The organism is Nocardia cyriacigeorgica (assembly GCF_010858045.1).
GTDB classification, from domain to species: Bacteria; Actinomycetota; Actinomycetes; order Mycobacteriales; family Mycobacteriaceae; genus Nocardia; species Nocardia cyriacigeorgica_E.
This window is the reverse complement of record NZ_JAAGVC010000008.1, coordinates 104,410-123,510: the sequence shown is the minus strand read 5'-3', so window position 1 is coordinate 123,510 and position 19,101 is coordinate 104,410. Positions and strand designations below refer to the sequence as shown.

The 19,101-nt window shown below is 70.6% G+C and carries 5 protein-coding genes; all 5 read left to right on the top strand.

Translation table 11 applies throughout. From position 1 onward, the window contains the following. Window positions 1-55 precede the first annotated feature (55 nt). Genes GV790_RS10720 through GV790_RS10700 form a run of 5 tightly spaced genes read left to right on the top strand, consistent with a single transcriptional unit; the run spans window position 56 to window position 19,086 of the window. Window positions 56-10,015 carry a non-ribosomal peptide synthetase gene (locus tag GV790_RS10720; RefSeq protein ID WP_163813274.1) on the top strand — a complete coding sequence of 3,320 codons (9,960 nt, stop codon included), beginning with the start codon at window positions 56-58 and terminating at the stop codon, window positions 10,013-10,015. Continuing rightward, window positions 10,012-15,486, top strand: a complete 5,475-nt coding sequence (locus GV790_RS10715) for a non-ribosomal peptide synthetase (RefSeq protein WP_309138992.1) — start codon at window positions 10,012-10,014, stop codon at window positions 15,484-15,486. The genes GV790_RS10720 and GV790_RS10715 overlap by 4 nt, the downstream gene beginning before the upstream one ends. Beyond that, the gene (locus GV790_RS10710; protein ID WP_309138991.1) at window positions 15,483-16,700 is read left to right on the top strand and encodes a saccharopine dehydrogenase NADP-binding domain-containing protein; all 1,218 of its coding nucleotides are present in this window, start codon (window positions 15,483-15,485) and stop codon (window positions 16,698-16,700) included. Before GV790_RS10715 ends, GV790_RS10710 begins: the two co-directional genes overlap by 4 nt. Beyond that, window positions 16,697-17,821, top strand: coding sequence for a Gfo/Idh/MocA family oxidoreductase (locus tag GV790_RS10705; protein ID WP_163813164.1), 1,125 nt, complete (start codon window positions 16,697-16,699; stop codon window positions 17,819-17,821). Before GV790_RS10710 ends, GV790_RS10705 begins: the two co-directional genes overlap by 4 nt. Continuing rightward, a complete protein-coding gene (locus GV790_RS10700; RefSeq protein ID WP_163813162.1) occupies window positions 17,818-19,086 on the top strand; it encodes a cytochrome P450 in 1,269 nt (422 codons plus the stop codon). The genes GV790_RS10705 and GV790_RS10700 overlap by 4 nt, the downstream gene beginning before the upstream one ends. Window positions 19,087-19,101 lie beyond the last annotated feature (15 nt).

Here is a 19,101-nt window from a genome sequence, read left to right as displayed (position 1 = left end):
GCGTCGTAGATTCTAACGTAACTGAAAATGATTGTCGTTTCGAATTAGGATCGTGATGCAGCATAAGCTCGGTGTGTTCCCCGCCCCCACTCGCTCGACGGCCGGGAGTGAGGAAGCCGGCGGCCTGCGCCGCGTTGTCGCCGAGCTGGCCGGGCTGGCCACCGACGAACTCGCCGACGACGCGAATCTGCTGGAGCTGGGCCTGGACTCGGTGACCGTCATGCGGATCTCCGGGCAGCTGCGCCGTGCGGGCACGCGGGTGGAGTTCCGCGATCTCGTGCGCGAACCCACGCTGCGGGCCTGGTCGGAGCTGGTACGTGCGCGGCAACCCGGCGCCGCCCCGCCCGTCGCGGAACCTGCCGCGGTCGATCTCACCGAGCCCTTTCCACTGGCAGTGATGCAGCACGCCTTCTGGATCGGGCGCGACGGAACGCACGAGCTCGGCGGGGTCGCCGCGCACTTCTACTGCGAGTTCGACCATGCGGGAGGGCTCGACGCGCAGCGGCTCGAGGACGCTGTGCGCGCCCTGCTGGTCCGGCACCCGATGCTGCGGGTGGCTGTCGACCCCACCGGTATGCAACGGGTGGTCGACCCTCACCCGGCGGGATTGGTGGTCGAGGACCTGCGGACGTTGCCGGAGCCGGAGCGCGTTGCGCGTCTTGCCGATATCCGGGACAGCCTTTCGCACCGGGCCATGGACGTGGCGGCAGGCGAAGTCATCGACGTGCGGGTCTCACTGCTGCCCGGCGGCGTGAGCCGTGTGCATCTCGACCTGGACATGATCGCGGGTGACGCACTGAGTTTGCGGAACCTGCTCGCCGACCTGGCCACCGCCTACGAGCACGGCCCGCAAGCGCTGCCCCCGTTGAGATACCACTACGGCCGGTACCTCGCCGACCGTGCGATCGCCCGGGCTACCGCGCGGGAGCAGGCACGGCGGTGGTGGCAGACCCAGCTGCCGGAATTGCCTGCCGCGCCGCAGCTTCCGCTGCTCACCGCGGAGGCGGGCGGCGGGCCGCGGGTCGACCGGCGGCACCACTGGCTCGCCCCGGAGCGCGCGGATCTGTTGCGGGAGCGGGCGCAGCGGGCCGGGCTCACCACCGCTGGTGTGCTCGCGACCGTCTTTGCGGAGATCATCGGCGCCTGGAGTAGCGCCGACCGGTTCCTGCTGAACCTGCCGGTCTTCGATCGGGAGCCGCTGCACGACGACGTGGACCGACTGGTCGGCGATTTCTCCAGTTCGGTACTGCTCGATGTGGATCTGACCGATCCGATGACGGTCACCGAGCGGGCCGGCGCGATCACGCGCCGGCTGCGCGAGGTGCTGGGGTACACCGCCTACACCGGTGTCGAGGTGCTGCGCGACCTCGGCCGCAGCGGCGACCGCGTCTACGCACCGGTGGTCTACACCAGTGCGCTGAGCCTCGGCGAGTTGTACGCGCCCGAGGTACGGGCCTGTGTGGGTGAGCCGGTCTGGACGATCTCGCAGGGCCCGCAGGTGTGGCTGGACGCGCAGGTGACCGAGTTCGACGGCGGCATCCTGCTCAACTGGGACGCCCGGGTATCGCTGTTCCCGCCCGGTCTGCTGGACGCCATGTTCGATGCCTACACCCGATTCGTCGAGCTGCTCCTGGACGACGAGAACGCGTGGCACCGGCCCGCTCCGTGGCCGGCGACCCCTCGCGAATCCCTGCCGGCCACAGGGGAACCCGGCGTACCGCTGCATCAGCGGTTCTTCGCCTTGGCCGCCGCTGAGCCGCAGCGGCCCGGGCTGCTCGCCGACGACGCGACGGTCTCCTACGGCGCGCTCTCCGAACGGGCCCGGCGGGTGGCGGCACTACTGCGGTCCAAGGGGATCGGACGCGGTGACAGCGTCGGTATCACCCTGCCCAAGGGGATCGAGCAGATCGCCGCGGTCCTCGGTGTGCTGGCAGCGGGCGCGACCTATGTGCCGTCCGGTATCGACCTGCCGCCTGCCCGGCGCGAACGGGTCTACCGCACCGCGGGCACGCGGCTGGTTCTCACCGATCGCGCGACCGTGGCCGCGGGATGGCCGGAGGACATCGAGGCGGTCCTCCTGGAGCAGGCCCGCATGGTGGCCCCGGCGGAGCGGATCGCGGAGGTGGACGCCGAGGACACGATGTATGTCATCTTCACCTCGGGCTCGACGGGGGCGCCGAAGGGCGTCGAGGTGCCGCATCGGGCGGTCGCGGCCACCGTCGACGCGGTCAACGCCCGGTTCGGGATCGGCGCGGGCGACCGCACGATCGCGTTGTCGGCATTGGATTTCGACCTCTCCGCGTACGACATGTTCGCCTTCCTGGCGTTCGGCGGCTCGGTGGTCGTGGTGGACGAGGCGAGTCGGCGGGACGCCGTCGCCTGGGCCGAGCTGATCCGGCGCTGGGACGTCACCGTGATCAGCGCGGTTCCGGCGCTCCTGGACATGCTGCTGACCGCGGCCGTGGGATCCGGGCTCGGTACCGCGCTGCGGGTGGTCATGCTCGGCGGCGACCGGGTGACGGTGGACCTGCCCGATCGGCTGCGCGCGCTGGTGCCCGGTTGCCGGTTCGCCGGGCTCGGCGGAATGACCGAGGCCGCCATCCACGCCACCGTGTGCGACGTCGATGCGGTCGATCCGGACTGGTCGTGTGTGCCGTACGGGCAGCCGCTGCCGCACGTCGGCTGCCGCGTTGTCGATGGTCGCGGCCGGGACTGTCCGGACTGGGCGCCCGGCGAACTGTGGGTCACCGGTTCGGGGCTGGCACAGGGTTATCGCGGTGATCCCGAGCGCACCGCGGAGAAGTTCGTCGAGCACGCCGGGGTGCGCTGGTACCGGACCGGTGACCTGGTGCGGTACCGGCCGGATGGCCTGCTGGAATTCCTCGGCCGCACCGACCACCAGGTGAAGATCCGTGGCCACCGCATCGAACTGGGGGAGATCGAAGCGATCCTGGCCGACCACCCGGCAGTCACCGCGGCGGTCGCCACGGTGCTCGAGCACCCCGCGCGCTCGCTCGGGGCACTGGTCGTCGCCGATGACGAACTCACCGACGACGCGCTGCGGGACTGGCTCGGCGCTCGGGTGCCCGGCTACATGGTGCCGCGGCGGTTCGCCCGCGACGGGGAACTCCCGGTCACCCGCAACGGAAAGATCGACCGTGCGGCGGTCCACGCCGCCCTTGCCGCCGCGGCGAGCCGGAACTCGGTCGAGGGCGGCGCGCCACGCGAGGGCATGGAACAGACCGTCGCCGCCGCATGGGCGGCGGTGCTCGACGTCGCCGGCATCCGGCGCGATGACGACTTCTTCGCGCTCGGCGGTGACAGCCTGCTCGCGACCCGGCTGGTCCGCCGGCTGCACGCCGAGGGCGTGGCGGGTGCCACCCTGGCGCACCTGTTCGCCACCCCGACCCTCGCCGGATTCGCCGCCACCCTTACTCGGGCACCGGCGCACCGGCCCGTGGAGATCGTGGCCGACCCCGAACGCAGGCACCACCCCTTCCCACTCACCGATATTCAGGTCGCCTACTGGCTCGGCCGCTCCGGCGAGTTCGACCTCGGCGGTATCGGCGCCCATCTCTACCTCGAATACGACTGGCCAGACGTCGATCCGGCCCGCCTGGCCACGGCCTGGAACCACGTGGTCGACAGGCATCCGATGCTGCGTGCGGTGATCGAGGCGGACGGCACCCAGCGGGTACTCGAATCGGTGCCCGCCTACCGCATTCCGGTGATCGACGGGGACGTCACCGCCGTCAGGGAGGCGGTCTCGCGCGCTCTGCTCGACGCTGCGACCTGGCCTCTCTTCGACATCCGGGTGGTGCGCGACGGCACCGGCGTCACCGTCTGCGCCGCCTTCGACACGCTGGTCGCCGACGGGTTGAGCGTGCTGGTGCTGCTGTCGGAGTGGACGCGGCTCTATGCGGAACCCGACCTCGAACTGCCGGTACCCGAGCTCGAGTTCCGCGACTATGTGCTCGGCTGTGCGCCATCGGAAGCAGAAGTCAGCGCAGCGCTGCGGTATTGGCGGGAGCGATTGCCGGAATTGCCACCGGGCCCGCAACTGCCGATGCGGGTGCTGCCCGCCATGATCGAGCGTCCCCGGTTCACCCGTCGGGAGGTCCGGCTCGACCGGGAGGTCTGGACGCGGCTCGCGGCGCACGCGCGAAGCCTGGGTGTGACACCGAGCGTGGTGTTGCTGGCGGGCTACACCTGGATTCTCGGGCAGTGGAGTGCCGAACGTGAACTGTCGGTGACGCTCACGCGTTTCGACCGCAAGGACGTGCACCCCGACATCATCCGAGTCGTAGGCGATTTCAGCTCACTACTGCTGGTCGCGGACCGCCCCGGCCCAGCGGAGAGCTGGGCGGCACGTCTCCGGCGCCTGCAACAACAACTGTGGAGCGATCTCGACCACCAGCAGGTGTCGGCGGTGCGGGTACTGCGCGAACTGGGACGGGAGAGCGAACTCGCCGCCGAGCCGGTACCGGTGGTGTTCACCTCGATGCTCGGTGTGGACGACGACCTGGCGCGGTCGGTGCGCTGGCCCGATGTCATGCGCACGCAGACACCGCAGGTGTGGCTGGACCATCAGGTGATCGAGCTGCCGGACGGGCTCGTGCTGAGCTGGGATTCGGTGGACGAGTTGTTCCCCGAGGGCCTGGTCGACGACATGTTCGACGCCTACCACCGGCTGCTACTCGAATTGGCGGACCTGGAGTGGGAGAGCCCGCTCGAACTGGTGCTGCCGCCCGGCCAGCGCGCCGTGCGCGATCGGGTCAACGACACGGCCGCAGCTGTTCCGGCCGGTCGGCTGCTGCACACGGCGATGTTCGAAGTAGCCGCCGCCGACCCCGACCGGATCGCGCTCGTGGACGGCCGGGCCACCGTCTCCTTCGGTGAACTCGCCGACGAGAGCCGCCGCATCGCGGCGTTGCTCGCGCATCGCGGTGTGCGGCCGGGTGACGCTGTCGCGGTGTGTGGGGCCAGGGGCTTCGCGCTGGTGGCTGCCCTGTACGGGGTGCTCGCCGCTGGGGCTGCGTATGTGCCGATCGCGGTGGATCAGCCGGTGCAGCGGCGGGCCGCGATCCTGGCCCAGGCCGGGGTGGCGGCGGTGCTGACCGACGACACCGGGCGCTTCACCGATTCGGTTGGTGCGCAGGACGTGGCGGCCGCTGTGGTTGCGGACACCGCGCGTTTCGGTGTGCGCAGCGCGGGTGTGGCCGGCTCGCAAGCCGTGAACGCGGGGGTGATCAGCACCGACCAGGCGGTCTCGGTCCCGGTGGTGGACATTGCGGATGCTGGCGCGTGTGAGCCTGTGCCGTTGTATGGGGGTGGTGGGAGTGATGTGGCTTATGTGATTTTCACGTCGGGTTCGACTGGTGTTCCGAAGGGTGTGGAGGTCGAGCATCGGCAGGTGGTGAATACGCTTGCCGATCTGGAGGATCGGTACGGTCTCGGCGCGCACGATTGTGTTCTTGCGGTTGCGGCTGTGGATTTCGATTTGTCGGTGTTCGACGTGTTCGGTGTCCTCGGGGCCGGTGGGCGCGCGGTGATCGTGGCCGACGAGGACCGCCGCGATCCGGATCGCTGGTTGGGGTTGGTGCGTGAGCACGAGGTGACCGTGTGGAACACGGTGCCGGCGATGTTGGACATGCTGCTCACCGTCACCGACACCGAGGCCACCGCACTGCCATCACTACGTCTCGCCCTGCTGTCGGGCGACTGGATCGGCCTCGACCTTCCCGCCCGCCTCGCGGCCCGGGCACCGCACTGCCGATTCGTCGCTCTGGGCGGAGCTACCGAAGCGGCGATCTGGTCGAACTTCTTCGAGGTCGATTCGGTCGATCCGGCGTGGACGTCGATTCCGTACGGAACTCCGTTGCGCAATCAGCGTTTCCGGGTGGTCGATGGGAACGGTGATGATCGCCCGGATTGGGTGCCGGGGGAGTTGCTGATCGGTGGTGCGGGGGTGGCGCGGGGTTATCGTGGCCGGCCCGATCTGACGGCTGCGGCGTTCTTCGAGGACGCCGACGGTACCCGGTGGTATCGGACGGGGGATCTGGGGCGGTATCGCTCGGATGGGTTGCTGGAGTTCCTGGGCCGTGCTGATCGTCAGGTCAAGATTCGTGGGCATCGGATCGAGCTCGGTGAGATCGAGCAGGCGATTGCTGCCCATCCGGAGGTGCGGCGATCCTTCGTCCTCGCGATCGGCCAACGCGCGCACGCACGTTTGGTGGCGTTCGTCGAACCAACTGTGCCGCAGGCTCTTTCGGGATTCCTCGCGGAGCGGATTCCCACGGGCTGGCTGCCCGAGTTGATCGCGTTGCCAGATCCGCCGCTGACCGGCAACGGCAAAATCGACCACGCCGCACTGAGCCGGATGGCGGCCGCCGTCTCCACCACATCCGACGCCGGGCACGACGAGGTCCTCCGACCAGGGCTGGAGACCCGGATCGGCCAGATCTGGGGCGACGTGCTCGGCGGCGACATACCGCACCGCACCACCAACTTCTTCGCCGCCGGCGGAGATTCGCTGTCGGCCACGCGGCTCGTCGGCCGCCTTGCCCGCGAACTCGGCATCACCGTGCGGTTGCGCGAGTTCTTCCTCGCCCCGACCGTCTCCGCACTCGCCCGCTCCGGCACCGGCGAAGCTCAGTCGAGGAACACCCGCACGCCGTCCGCCGACCCGGCGCACCGCTTCGACTCGTTCCCGCTCACCGACATTCAGGTCGCGTACTGGTTGGGCCGCTCGGCCGACTTCGACCTCGGTGGGATCGGCGCGCAACTGTACTTCGAGTACGACTGGCCCGGCCTCGACCCCGAACGCTTGGAACAGGCGTGGAACCGGGTCATCCTGCGCCACCCCATGCTGCGGGCGGTCATCGACGCCGACGGCCGGCAGCGGATCCTGCCCGACGCGTCCGTCCACCGGATCCCGGTCGTCACGCCCGGCGACGTCGAAGCGGCCGGAGGTGACTTCGACACGGCCGCGGCCGCGCTGCGCGAGGACATGACCGGCGGTGCTCTCGACGCCGCGGCGGGACCGCTCTTCGACATCCGAGTGCTGCGCGAGGGCGATCGGGCGCGCGTGTGTGTCGTCTTCGACAGCCTGGTCGTCGACGGACTCAGTGCGCTGGTGGTGATCGCCGACTGGACCCAGTGGTACCACGATCCAGCATTCGAACCCGAGCCCCTGGCGCTCGGATTCCGGGACTATGTCCTCGGGTCCGCGCCGACGGAGGCGGAAGTCGCTGCGGGGCTGGCGTATTGGCGGGAGCGGTTACCGGACTTGCCGCCGGGTCCGCAGCTGCCCGTGCGGTTGTCGCCTGCGATGATCGAGCGTCAGCGGTTCACTCGCCGGGAAGTGCAGCTCGCACCGGAGGTCTGGGCGCGGATCGTGGGGCGGGCGCGGGATCTCGGCGTGACACCGAGCGTGGTGTTGCTGGCGTGCTACACGTGGATTCTCGGGCAGTGGAGTGCCGAACGTGACCTGTCGGTGACGCTGACGCGTTTCGACCGCAAGGACGTGCACCCCGACATCATGCGCATCGTCGGTGATTTCAGCTCCCTGCTGCTCGTCGCCGACCGCCCGGCCGCAGGCGAGAGTTGGGCGCAGCGAGCGCGGCGATTGCAGGAACAACTGTGGAGCGACCTCGACCACCAACAGGTGTCGGCGATCCGTGTCCTGCGCGAACTCGCCCGCGACAGCGCGACACCGGCCGAACCGGTACCGGTGGTGTTCACCTCCATGCTCGGCGTGGACGACGAGCTCGCGCGCTCGGTGCGCTGGCCCGACTTCACGCGCACCCAGACACCGCAGGTGTGGCTGGATCACCAGGTGATCGAGCTGCCGGACGGGCTCGTGCTGAGCTGGGATTCGGTGGACGAGTTGTTCCCCGAGGGCCTGGTCGACGACATGTTCGACGCCTACCACCGACTGCTGCTCGAATTGGGCGAACTCGACTGGGCGCGACCGCTGAAACCGGTGCTGCCCGAACCGCAGCGCGCGATCCGTGACCGCGTCAACGACACCCGGCCACCGGCCGCCCTTCCGGCGGATCGGCTGCTGCACACGGCCATGTTCGAGGTCGCCGCCACCGATCCCGCCAGAACGGCGCTCATCGACGGCGAGGTGACCGTGTCGTTCGGTGCGCTCGCCGAGCACAGCCGCCGCATCGCCGCCCTGCTCGCCGAGCATGGAGTCCGGCCGGGCGACGCCGTGGCAGTATGCGCGGCAAAGGGTTCCGCGCTGGTGGCCGCGCTGTACGGGGTGCTCGCCGCTGGGGCTGCGTATGTGCCGATCGCGGTGGACCAGCCGGTGCAGCGGCGGGCCGCGATCCTGGCCCAGGCCGGGGTGGCGGCGGTGCTGACCGACGACACCCGCCGCTTCACTGCTTCGGGGCCTCGTGGCGCGCAGGGCGTGGTGGCCCCAGACGGCGCGGAGGCGCCAGGAGTGGGCGCGGGCAGCGCGAATCCCACTGACCTGGCGCCCCTTGGTGCGCCGGACGCGGCGGCCACAACCGCTCGGTCCGCGGAGCTTGCGGGCTCGGTGGTCGTCAGCGGGGAGGCCGCGGGTTCGGGGGTGATCAGCACTGACCGGGCTGTTCCGGTCCCGGTGCTGAATATCGCGGATGCTGGCGCGTGTGAGCCTGTGCCGTTGTATGGGGGTGGTGGGAGTGATGTGGCTTATGTGATTTTCACGTCGGGTTCGACTGGTGTTCCGAAGGGTGTGGAGGTCGAACATCGGCAGGTGGTGAACACTCTTGCCGATCTGGAGGATCGGTACGGTCTCGGCGCGCACGATTGTGTCCTTGCCGTTGCGGCTGCGGATTTCGATTTGTCGGTGTTCGACGTGTTCGGTGTCCTCGGGGCCGGTGGACGCGCGGTGATCGTGGCCGACGAGGACCGCCGCGATCCGGACCGCTGGTTGGCGTTGGTGCGTGAGCACGAGGTGACCGTGTGGAACACGGTGCCGGCGATGTTGGACATGCTGCTCACCGTCACCGACACCGAGGCCACCGCACTGCCATCACTACGTCTCGCCCTGCTGTCGGGCGACTGGATCGGCCTCGACCTTCCCGCCCGCCTCGCGGCCCGGGCACCGCACTGCCGATTCGTCGCTCTGGGCGGAGCTACCGAAGCGGCGATCTGGTCGAACTTCTTCGAGGTCGATTCGGTCGATCCGGCGTGGACGTCGATTCCGTACGGAACTCCGTTGCGCAATCAGCGTTTCCGGGTGGTCGATGGGAACGGTGATGATCGCCCGGATTGGGTGCCGGGGGAGTTGCTGATCGGTGGTGCGGGGGTGGCGCGGGGTTATCGTGGCCGGCCCGATCTGACGGCTGCGGCGTTCTTCGAGGACGCCGACGGTACCCGGTGGTATCGGACGGGGGATCTGGGGCGGTATCGCTCGGATGGGTTGCTGGAGTTCCTGGGCCGTGCTGATCGTCAGGTCAAGATTCGTGGGCATCGGATCGAGCTCGGTGAGATCGAGCAGGCGATTGCTGCCCATCCGGAGGTGCGGCGATCCTTCGTCCTCGCGATCGGCCAACGCGCGCACGCACGTTTGGTGGCGTTCGTCGAACCAACTGTGCCGCAGGCTCTTTCGGGATTCCTCGCGGAGCGGATTCCCACGGGCTGGCTGCCCGAGTTGATCGCGTTGCCAGATCCGCCGCTGACCGGCAACGGCAAAATCGACCACGCCGCATTGGTCCTCCGTGCCGACAACGGTTCGAGTACGACAACTCCGGAGGTGGGCGAGCCGGTCCGCGCCGGGCTGGAGACCCGGATCGCCGGCATCTGGACCGACATCCTCGGCACGCCTCCGGCCGATCGGCACACGAGCTTCCTGGGCGCGGGCGGCGACTCGCTGTCGGCCACCCGGCTCGTCGGCCGCCTCGCCCGCGAACTCGGCCTACCGGTGAACCTCCGCGATTTCTTCCTCGCACCCACCATCGCCGGCCTTGCCGGCAACCACTCGCACAACGCGCTCGATATCGAAGAAGGTGCTCTGTGAACATCCCCGACCTGGTAACGGACCTGCGACAGCGCGGCGTCCACCTGTGGGCAGACGATGACCAACTGCGATTCCGCGCCCCGCAGGGGGTGCTGACCGCCGGTGACCGGGAGCACCTGGTAGCGCACAAACCCGCCGTACTCGCCTACCTCGCCGAGGATCAGGCGACGCTCACCGTCACCGCCGATCCGGCCGCCGCGCACGAACCGTTCCCGCTCACCCCGGTGCAGCAGGCCTACCTCGTCGGCCGCGACCCCACCTATCCGTTCGGCGGCGTCGCCTGCGCGAACTATCTCGAAATCCACTACGACGCTGTGGAACCGGACAGCGTGGAGAGGGCGTGGAACGCGCTCGTGCGCCGTCACGACATGCTGCGCGCCACCGTGCACCCCGACGGCTACCAGCAGGTCGCCGCGACGGTCCCGCACTACCCGATCCCGGTGACCGACATCCGGGGCGACGCTGTCGGCGTCGACGCCGTGCTCGACCGTCAGCGCGACGAACTGCTCGGCCCCGCAGCCGCCCCCGGCACCTGGCCACCGTTCGCGGCCCGGCTCACCCGCACCGACACCGGGTGTGTCCTGCATCTGCTGGTGGAACTGCTGGTGGTCGATGCCGCAAGCATGCGGCTGCTGCTGGCCGAGCTGGACGAACTCGTGCACGCCGACGGCGCCGACGCAGCGGTCCGGCCCGCCCCCGCGATCGGTTTCCGCGACTACGTCCTCGGCGTCCAGAAGCTGCGCAACGGTGCCCGCTACCAGCGCGACCGCGACTACTGGCAGGCGCGGATCGACACCCTGCCCGCCGCCCCGGACCTGCCGACCCGGACCGACGACGACGCCGAGACCGACCCCGGCTTCGACCGGTTGCACTACCACCTCCCGGCCGCCGTACTGACCGGGCTGACCCGCGCGGCGGCACCGCACGGGCTCACCCCGTCCGGCGCCGTGCTCGCCGCCTACGCCGACATCATCGGCCGCTGGAGCCGCAAGCGAAAGTTCACGCTCAACCTGCCGATTTTCAACCGGCTTCCGGCGCACCCCGACATCGGCGCGGTACTCGGCGACTTCACCTCGGTCGAACTGCTCGGCATCGATCTCGACGCCCAGGACAGTTTCGCCGGCCGGGCGCGCGCCATCACCGCACAGCTGTTTGCCGATCTGGACCACCGGTCCTTCGACGGCGTGGAGGTGCTGAGCGAACTCACCCGTCGCGCGGGCAGTCCGGTGCTCATGCCGGTGGTCTTCACCAGTACCCTCGGCTCCGACGACGCGGGTGCCCTGCGCGGCCGCATCCGGCGCGGCATCACCCGCACCCCCCAGGTCTGGCTGGACTGCCAGGTCACCCCCTACGACGACGGCCTGATGATCGCCTGGGACGTGCGGCGCGGCGTACTGGCCGGCGACACCGCCGCCGACGCCTTCGCGGCGTTCCTCGACCTGCTCACCCGACTCGCCGAGGAACCCGGCACCTGGACCGAGCCGTATCCGGTCGCGCTGCCACCCGCGCAACGCGCCCGCCGTGACGCCTACAACGACACCGCCGCCGAGCACGCGCCGCGTCTGCTGCATGAACGGATCCTGGCGCGGGCAGACGCCGACCCGGACGCCCCAGCGGTGATCCACCGGGACACCGTCCTCGACTTCGCCGAACTGCGCCGACGTGTCGCCGCCACCGCCGCCGCGCTGCGGAAGGCCGGGGTGCGGCCCGGCGACCAGGTGGCGGTCCTGATGGACAAGGGGCCGGAACAGGTCATCGCTGTGCTCGCCACCTCGGTGCTCGGCGCGGCGTACGTGCCGATCGCGATCACCCAGCCCATGGCGCGGCGGGAACGGATCATCGACCGCGCCGGGGCCGCCGTGGTGCTCACCCAGTCCTGGCTGCGCGACGCAGGCGAGGTCCCCGCGGCCGCAGCGCCGCTCGCTGTGGACCTGCTGGCCGGTGTGGACACCGTGCCCGAGGTGGCGGGCGATCCCGACGCGCCCGCCTACGTCATCTTCACCTCCGGCTCCACGGGCGAACCGAAAGGCGTTGTCGTCAGTCATCGAGCCGCCGCGAACACCCTCGACGACATCGAGGAACGCTTCGCCGTGTCACCAGCCGACCGGGTCCTCGGCGTGGCGAGTCTCGCCTTCGACCTGTCGGTGTGGGACATCTTCGGCGTGCTCGCCGCGGGCGGCGCCGTCGTGCTGCCCGAACAGGACCGGGTGAGCGACCCGTCGCACTGGCTGGAGCTGGTGCAGCGGCACGCGGTAACACTGTGGAACAGCGTGCCCGGCCAACTGCAGATGCTGCTCGACGTGCTGGAGAGCACCCCGGGAGCCCGCGCCGAGTCGCTGCGCTTGGTCCTGCTCTCCGGCGACTGGATCCCCGTCGACCTGCCCGGCCGGATGCACGCACATTGCCCGGAGGCCGACGTCATCGGTCTCGGTGGCGCCACGGAAGCCGCCATATGGTCGCTGCACCACCCGATCCGGGACATCGATCCCCGATGGCGCAGCATTCCCTACGGCACCCCGTTGCGGAACCAGACCATGCACGTGCTCGACGACGCACTGCAGGACTGCCCCGAGCACGTGACCGGCGAGATCTTCATCGGCGGCAGCGGATTGGCCGAGGGATACCTGGGCGACGACGAGCTGACCGCGCGCCGGTTCCTCCGCCATCCGCGCACCGGCGCCCGGCTCTACCGCACCGGAGATCTCGGCCGGTTCCACCCCGACGGGCGGCTGGAGTTCCTCGGCCGCGAGGACACCCAGGTCAAGATCCGTGGTCACCGGGTCGAACTGGGCGAGATCGAATCCGCGCTACGCCGCCACCCCGCCGTCGCCGACGCCGCGGTGCTCGTGGACGGACGAGGCCCGGCAGCGCGGCTGGTCGGCTTCGCCGAGATCGCCACCGACGGCGAGCAGGGACTCGGCGACCAGGCCGCGGCCGACGTCCTCGCTGCCGCCGAGAACGCCACCGCGGCGGCCCACCGCGACATCGACGGCGCAGCGTTCGTCGCGTTGATGAACGCCGTCGACGAGATGGCCATGCTCTCCATCGCCGCCGAACTGCGCGCGAAGGGACTGTTCGCTGATCGCGAGCACTCCCACGACCTCACCGAGATCGCCACGGCCACCGGCGTTTCCGACCGCCAGCACGGCCTGCTGCAACGGTGGCTCGCCGCGCTCACGGACGGCGGCGCGGTGGAACACGATCCGCACACCGGCCGCTACCGCGATCTGATCGCGGCCGGGCCGCGCGCGGTCGAGGAGGCATGGCAGCGGATCGATGAACTGGAGGCGATCGTCGGATACGGCAGCGAAACCCTCTCCTACATCCGGGCCTGCAGCTCCCGCCTCGACGACCTGCTGCGCGGCGAGCTCGACGTGCGCGAACTGCTCTTCCCCGCCGGAAAGGCGGGTGCGGCGCACGCGGTGTACCGCACCAACCTGGTGGCGCGCAGCTCGCACCGCGTCGTCATCGACACCGTGCGCGAGATCGCCGCGCGGCTGCCGCACCGCTTGCGGGTGCTCGAGGTCGGCGCCGGTATCGCCGGCACCAGCACCGACCTGATTCCCGCGCTGGCCGAGTTCGAGCCGGACTACCTGTTCACCGATCTGTCGGAGTACTTCCTCGGAGAGGCCCGCGCGAAGTTCGCGCAGTACCCATGGATGCGTTATGGGCGTTTCGACATCAACGCCGAAGCGCTCGAGCAGGGGCTGCGCCCCAACTCCGCCGATGTCATCCTGTGCGCGAACGTGCTGCACAACTCGGTGAACGCCGACGAGGTGCTCGCACGGCTGCGGGACCTGCTCGCCCCGGGCGGCTGGCTGGTGTTCCTGGAACCCACCCGCCGCCACAACTACGCGCTGCTGGTGTCGATGGAATTCGAATTCTTCAGTGAGCTCACCGCGTTCACCGACGTCCGGGCGGGCACCGGACAGGCGTTCTTCACCCGCGACCAGTGGCTGCGCCAGCTCGACGCGGCCGGGGCCGAGCACGTGCGGGTGCTGCCCGCCGAGGACGCCCCCCTCGCCGCCTCCGGTCAGGGTGTCTTCCTCGCCAGGTTCAAGGGGCAGCGCCGCACCGTCACCGAACAGCAGCTGCTCGAGCACGTCGCGACCCTGGTTCCCGAGCACATGGTGCCCGGCGAACTGAACCTGCTCGATGCGCTACCGCGCTCGGCGAACGGGAAGCTGGACCGAGCGGCACTGGTCGCCCGCGTCACCGCCGCCCCGGCCGCGACGGCGGACCCGTCCTACACTCCGCCCGCCGACGAGATCGAGGAGCGGATCGCGCAGTTGTGGCAGGAGATGCTCGGCGTCCCGAAGGTCGGCCGCGACCAGAACTTCTACACCCTCGGCGGCGATTCGCTGCTGCTGTCGCAGATGGTCGGCAAGCTGCGCGATCGGGTGCCCGAGGTCGCCGATATCGAATGGCAGGAACTGCTGCGCGATGTCCTGCGCAACCCCACGGTCGCCGCGCTCGCCGCCCGCCGCCGCGGTCAGCACCCCGTGGCGCCGACGCACGAGCGGACCGCGGTGCGCTCCCTGGGCGGTGAGCCCGGGCACCCGAGCGGTACCTGGGTGCTCGTGCACGGCGGGACCGGCACGCTGTCGCCCTACGACGCGCTGCTACCGCATCTGCGTGCCGCGCATCCCGGGCCGCTGCTCGGGCTCGAGGTCACCGACCCGGCGAAATACCTGAACCTGCCCGCCGACACGGTGATCGGCAGACAGGCCGCCGACTACGCGACCGAATTGCTCACCCACGACCGGCGTTTCCGGATCATCGGCTACTCGGTCGGCGGCCTGCTCGCCGCCGAGATCGCCCGCACCCTCACCGAGGCGGGCGCGACGGTCGACGAACTCACCGTGATCGGCTCCTACCAGCCGCCCGCCGTCCACGACGAGTTGCTGACCGAGTACGTCTTCGCCCAGTCCATCGGCATCGACCCGGCCACGGTCGGCTTCCCCGCCGACGACGCGGCGGTCGCGGCCGCGCTGCGGACGATCCTGGACCGCACCCCGGACCGGGTTCCCGCTGGTGCGCTCGCCGGGCTGAACGGTGACCCGGCGCTGCCCGCGGCGGAATTCCGGAAGCTGGCGTCCGTCCCGCGCGCCGAGCGCCTCACCGCGCTGCACGCCGCGGCGGAGGCGGGCACCGGGCCCTACCGGGCGAACGGGACCCCGTTCGCGCAGTTCCGCGCACAGTTCGAGATCTTCGCGCACAACCTGCGCGCGATGGGCGCGCACCGGGCCGAGCCGTATTTCGGCGCGGTGCGGGTACTGAGCAACAGTGGCACCGCGACGCTGCTCGGCACACGGGAAGAGGTGGAACGGTTCTGGTCCCGGGTGGGGCTCGGCGAGCTGGTCATCGAGGAGATTCCGGGCGACCACCTGACCAGCATGTCGGCCGCCAACGCGGCCGCGCTCGCCGCCCGGATCACCACGCCGCTTCCGTCCGCGGGCACCGCGTCGTGACCGGTTCCGTGGGGCACCCACCCATCGACGGCGAGTCCACGCCGCTCGTCACCACCCGACGGCGCCCGGCCCCGACCGACCAACCACGCGGACAGGTCGCGGTGCTGGGCGGCACCGGTGTGGTGGGCCGGGCGGCGGTGCGGATGCTCACCCGGCTCGGCGTCGACAGGGTCCGGGTCGGTGCCCGCCGAGTGGATTCGGCCCGGCGACACCGTGATTCACCCGGCGTCGACTGGCGGCCGGTGGATGCGGACGACCCGGATTCGCTGGCCGGCTTCTGCGCGGGCACACGGCTGGTGCTCAATTGCGCGGGCCCTTCCTACCTGCTGGCGGATCGGGTGGCGCGGGCGGCGCTGGCGGCCGGCAGCGACTACGTGGACGTCTCCGGCGACGGTCCGGCGTACCGGTTGCTGGAGGGTTCGCCGCTGCTGGACGGCGAACGGACGGCGGTGCTCTCCGCGGGCATGCTGCCCGGGCTGGCCAACGTCGTGCCCCGGATGCTGGCCGCCGACCTGACCGACGCCCGGCTGGTCGTCTACGCGGGGGGTATCGAGCCCTTCGCACCGGCCTCGGCGGGCGATCTGGCCTTGTCGCTGGACAGCTCCGATGGCACCGACGGCGCCGGTCACTGGTACGGCGAAACACTCGCCGCCTGGATAGCTGGTCGGCGCGCCCGCCATGCCCTGCCGGCCCGCGAGGACGTCGAGGTCGCCGGGTTCCCCGGCCGGGTCACCACCATGCCGTTCCTCACCGCCGACGCCGAACGGCTGGCCCACTCGACCGGCCTGGCCGAATTGCACTGGCACAACGTCTTCGTGGGCAACGCGCTGCGGCTGACCTTGAGCAGGCTGCGCGGCCGCGTCTCGACCACCCCCGCGGCCCTTGCCGCGGTCGTCGCCGAGATCACCGCAGCCGCGGAACTCGACCTGACCGGACTCGATCCCTTCTACCTGATGGCGTTCACGCTGCACCGGGCACACCACACCGATACCGCGGTGTTGCGCACCCACAGCAGCTTCGAGCTCACCGCGGCCACGGCAGCGCACACGGTGCGGGCCGTGCTGTCCGGCGCGGTCGCCCCCGGCCTGCACTACGCCGACGACGTGCTCGACCCCCGTGGACTGCTCGACGCGGTGACCGCCCTCGGCGCGCTGCCGGTCTTCCACACCCACCGTCATGCCCACGACGAGCCGATGGAGGCAGGCTGCCTGTGAACGATGCGACACCGAGAATCGTCGTGTGCGGCACCGCATTCGGGCGGGTCTATCTGCGCGCGGTCCACGACGACCCGGAGGTCGAGCTCGCCGGCGTCGTCTCCCGGGGCAGCGCGGCGTCGGCGGGGTACGCGAAATCCTATGGGGTGCCGCACTTCACCAGCGTCGACGAACTACCGGACGATATCGACATCGCCTGCGTCGCGGTGCGCGCCGGCGCCGCGGGAGGTGACGGCGCCGAGCTGGCGCAGCGCCTGCTGAGCCGCGGCATCCACGTGCTACAGGAGCATCTGCTGCATCCCGACGAACTCACCGCCTGCCTGCGGACCGCCCGCGAACACGGTGTGCGCTACCGGCTCAACGCGTTCTATCCGCACCTGCCGCCGGTGCGGTTGTTCCTTGCGGCAGCCGAGATCCTGCGCGAGCGGGGGCGGCCGCTGCACGTGGACGCGGCGGCGGGCAGCCAGGTGGTGTACTCACTGCTCGACATCATCGGCCGCGCCGTCGGTGGACTCCGGCCGTGGACGATCGCCGACCCGGCGCCCCTCCCGGCCGACATCGCCGCACTCGCCGGTACCCGCCCGCCCTACACGCCGGTGCACGCGGTCATCGGCGGTGTCCCGGTGTCGCTGCGGGTGCAGAACCAGATCCACCCCGGCGACCCGGACAACCACGCGCTACTGCTGCACCGCCTGGCGATCGCGTTCGAGGGCGGCGTCCTGTCCCTCGCCGACACCCACGGCCCGGTGCTGTGGAGCCCGCGCCTGCACACCGGCCGCGACGCGACCGGGCGGCTGATCATGGGCGGGCCCGGTACCGAACGGCTCGACGTGCCCAGCACCGAGATCCTGGGACCGGCCGAGACGCCGACCTTCCGGGCCGTCTTCGACGAGGTGTGGCCCGGCAGCGTCCGATTCGCGCTGGGGGAGTTGCGTGCCGATATCGCCGATCCGGGCCGGTCCACGGCCGCCGCCCAGTGGGCCGTGACGGTCACCGCCCTGTGGCAGCGGCTCACCACCGCACTCGGCCCGCCGGAGCTGATCCGGCCGCCCGACCCGGTGCCGGTGCCGCTGCCGGAGCTACTCGCCGAGAACCGCAGCCACGCCGGTGATTCCGCATGACGACGACCGGATCACCGCGCGAACTGGCCGATCTGCACGACTTTTCGGCCGACCCGTTCACCACGATGGACCGGCTCTACCGGGAGAACGGAGCCATCTCCGAACTCGGTGCGGGGCCGATGCGTTTCCGCCTCGCTCTCGGCCCCGAGGCGAGCGCCTTCATCCTCGCCAACAGCGACCTGTTCAGCTGGGAAGCGGCGTTCACCGCGCTGGCCCCGCTCACCGGACCGTCCGCACTCCTGGTCAACGACGGCGACCGGCACCGCAGACTGCGCCGACTGGTCACCCCGGCCCTGACCGCGCGCCGGGTGAGCGGCCACCTCGAAACCGTCACTCGGCACCTCGAGGCCGCGATGGCGGACTGGGCGCCCGGCGACCTCGTCGACATCCACCCGCCGCTGCGCCGGGCCACCCGCGCGGCAACACTGGAGAGCCTGTTCGGCGCGGCCGCCGTCGATCGATCCGAGGGGCTCGACGACTGGCTGCACGACATCCACCGTGCCATCGACACCGATGTCGTCGGCGGCAGCATGGACCGTGGGTCCGGCTCACGGGTCTGGCGACGGGCGCTGCTGGCCAGGTCCTCGGTGCACCGCTGGGTGGTGGCCGAGATCCGGCGGCGCGGCGACAGTGACACACCGGGCGACGATGTGCTCGGCGTGCTGCTGCGCGGGGTGGAGGGCTCCCGGCTCACTGACGACGAGATCACCGACCAGCTGGTCAGTCTCCTCGAAGCAGGCGCGGAGACCACCGCTGCGCAACTGACCTGGCTGCTCTACTGCACACTGCGCGACCGCGAGATCTGGGCACGGGCCACCGCCGGGCTCGACCCCGCCGAACTCGACCGCCTCGTCTCGGAGGCGATGCGGCTGTATCCCGCGACGGCGGTCATCTCCCGGAAGGTCGCTACCGGATTCACCCTCGCCGGAACCGATTTCGTGCCGGGCGACCTGCTGATCTTCAGCCCGTTCCACACCCACCGGCTGGCCGGGGTCTGGCCGGAACCGGAACGGTTCGACCCCGGCAGGTGGGACCCCGGGTCCGCGCGATACCGCCGTCCGGCGCCGCACGAGTTCCTGCCGTTCGGGGTCGGACCGCACCGCTGCATCGGCGCCAACTTCGCCACCATGGCGATCAAGGCCGCCTTCACCGCCGTCGCGGCACGTATCGACGCGGAGCTGGTGACAACCGATGCCCGTCCCGCAGGGCTGATCGGTATGTACCCCGCGGACGGAATCACCGTGCGCATCACGGCGAGGCGATGAGCGGGCACCCGAGCG

What these genes read in the sequence shown, in the direction of transcription:
- GV790_RS10700 (WP_163813162.1), top strand. Translation starts at nt 17,818, where the DNA reads ATGACGACGACCGGATCACCGCGCGAACTGGCCGATCTGCACGACTTT.
- GV790_RS10720 (WP_163813274.1), top strand. Translation starts at nt 56, where the DNA reads ATGCAGCATAAGCTCGGTGTGTTCCCCGCCCCCACTCGCTCGACGGCC.